The organism is Plebeiibacterium sediminum (assembly GCF_026013605.1).
In the GTDB taxonomy this organism is placed as follows: Bacteria; Bacteroidota; Bacteroidia; order Bacteroidales; family Marinilabiliaceae; genus Saccharicrinis; species Saccharicrinis sediminus.
Window position 1 is genome coordinate 1 of record NZ_JAPDPJ010000170.1, and the last position, 2484, is coordinate 2484.

Below are 2484 nucleotides of genomic sequence, written 5' to 3' on the forward strand. Positions count from 1 at the left end.
ATACTTTATATATTATTTGCTGGAATATTGTTTAGTTCAACAAACCCTCCAATCTGTAGGGTATGCAAGCAACCCTACATTAGAGGCTAAGTGTTGTAACCCGTTTTTTCTAAAAAAAGACTCGCTCATCTTCTGGTAATTCTTTAATTTCTTTATGGTTTTCTATTTGTTCTGCAATTTTTTAAATAATCTTCTAAACCTTTTTGCATCCTTAGTTTCAGATTCAGTATTTTCAGTCCAATTGATACAACGATCAATACCTTCCATTGTCATTTTTATTGAGAAATTAAAAGTTGGGGATACTGAAATAGTTGATATTGGAGCATAGTTTTCTGGATAGCTATAAATGTTAATTTTACAAATAGCTTCGTAAATCAATTCTTTTTCTTCACGTGTTAGAAACAGAGTTATCGTTGTATCTTTTTCCCAATCTATTGTTTTAGTAAATGTACCCTTATAGGTATCTATTATATATGAATCAGACTCAATAGAAGCTATAAAATTAAAGTCCTTAGGCATAGTTTCTGGACATGAAGTTATTGTTTGTTCAAATCCTAATAATCCAAATATTATAATTGTCTGAATAATTACAGTGCAGATGGCAATTATCTTTATCCAATCTTTTTTATTCTTATTCATTATTTAATATGCTGTGTTTCGAAAATGGGTTACAACGGTTCGGCCATATGAAGTGGCCCGATGGGCGTGTGGTATATTTGCTTTCTTAATTTTGCTGATGCTCGCGCGGGAGCTGAACTCCAAAAACCCACCTAAGCCAGGGCTACTTTATGATGGCTTGTTGGCAATTGTTTTTATTTATTTTTAATCCAATTAAGAAGTTTAAGCTCTATTTGCTTTTTGTCAATTGCTTTTTCTAACTCGTCATAAAAAGAACGACTTACTAAATCTATTTCATATTGATAAATAGATATTATCAACTCTTTTAGCTTATTTGTTTTTGCCTCTAACCATTCACTTTTCACTAATGATGAAATTTTCGATATCAACTTAAACATATAAATAACATCATTTGAATATGCTTCAAGAAATCTCATTTTAAACTTATCGAAAATCTCATATGCAGGATTTATTCTATTTTCTGGGAAAAAGTTACTAATAGAATGAATAATTTTAGCGGTGCTGTATATTTTTTGTAATTCTTCTGGAATATCTTTTTGCTCAATAAATTCACTAATTGATCCTTCATTAATGCCCCTTGTTTCTTCATAAGAGGTAACTTGTTGAGAAATGTTTTGCAAAAATTCCGTCTCATTTTCATTTAAAGTAATACTGCAGCATAGAGACTCAATATAGTCTGGTACTAAATTATGTAAATACTCCTTTAGATCTTTCTCCTGCTTCCTATAAGATGCTGCAAGTTCAAATTCTTGAGCTTTTACTGCATCAATTTTCTTTAATATATGATTTGAATATTCATCAATTAGAGAAATATGATTGTCTGGAATTGTCACAAACAAGCCCTCCATTTGTTCTTTAAGAAATAAATTCTTATCTAAAATTTCCTCTTTTGAATTTATATCTTTTTTAAGTTTGAATACAAATGAACCACCTGCATGTCCAATATTTACCAAAGGTGCAAACATTGGGGTTTGCTTAGTTTGCTCACTAAATTTCGAAATCACTTCAGTTCCCAACTGAATAAATGGAAATTCGTTTAATTTGTTTTCTAAAAGAACTTCACTTAAAGTCCTTGCAAATGGACTTAATTCACCTTTTGACCCATCACTGACCTTTTCTAAGCTGCCCGACGAAAGACCTAAACGAGACTTTTTATAGTCAAAAGCTTGAGTTCCCCCTCCTCTTTGAGGTGATTCAAACATTGCTCCAGAAAAACATGAATCTGAGATAACGCTAATATGAAAAGCTTTGCTTGCTTTTAAAAAAGTCATTAAATCATTTAAATTAAACCAAGTTGAGGCATCGTGGTTATCAGCGTCTGAAGGTTGCCAATAAGCAGTTTTCAAGAATTCATTATATTGTCCATGTCCAGCATAAAGCAGAAGAATATTATCTGACTCATTAGCATTAATAAAGTATTCATTTAATTTATTAAATAGTACTTTTCTATTCGTATCATTTTTTTCATGCAGATATTCGATATCATCAAATGTATATTTCTCAGTAAGTATTTTTAATAAGTTATCAATATCTGTTTTGCAATTATTAATCTTATCTAGCTCTGAATCATCGTAATTATTTATTGAAATTGCCAATATTCGATTTGATTTCATATAATATATTATTTAGAATATTGTATTAATTTGAACTAAAAGCATGTTTATATACTCTGGTTTACTGTTAAATATTTTACTCATACGTCTGCCTTAGCATAAGACATCAATGCCTCTTGTGTTGAGGTAATTATTGCCAACTTTTCAGTATCTGTCATAGACTGCTATTTATTTTGCCTATGTACTTCGTTTATTTGTTGGGCTAATGTAGTTATTTTTCACTAGTAAATGA

2 protein-coding genes are annotated in these 2484 nt (G+C 30.2%); both read right to left on the reverse strand.

The window, feature by feature from the left end; translation table 11 throughout:
* Positions 1–162: 162 nt before the first annotated feature.
* Positions 163–639 (reverse strand): hypothetical protein, encoded by a 477-nt coding sequence (locus OM075_RS24800; RefSeq protein ID WP_301193253.1) that lies wholly within the window; start codon positions 637–639, stop codon positions 163–165.
* Positions 640–812: 173 nt separating this feature from the next.
* Positions 813–2252 (reverse strand): caspase family protein, encoded by a 1440-nt coding sequence (locus OM075_RS24805; RefSeq protein ID WP_301193254.1) that lies wholly within the window; start codon positions 2250–2252, stop codon positions 813–815.
* Positions 2253–2484: the final 232 nt, after the last annotated feature.

Excerpts from the sequence above, each read along its gene's own strand:
- OM075_RS24800 (WP_301193253.1), bottom strand. The coding sequence starts at position 639 with ATGAATAAGAATAAAAAAGATTGGATAAAGATAATTGCCATCTGCACT.
- OM075_RS24805 (WP_301193254.1), bottom strand. The coding sequence starts at position 2,252 with ATGAAATCAAATCGAATATTGGCAATTTCAATAAATAATTACGATGAT.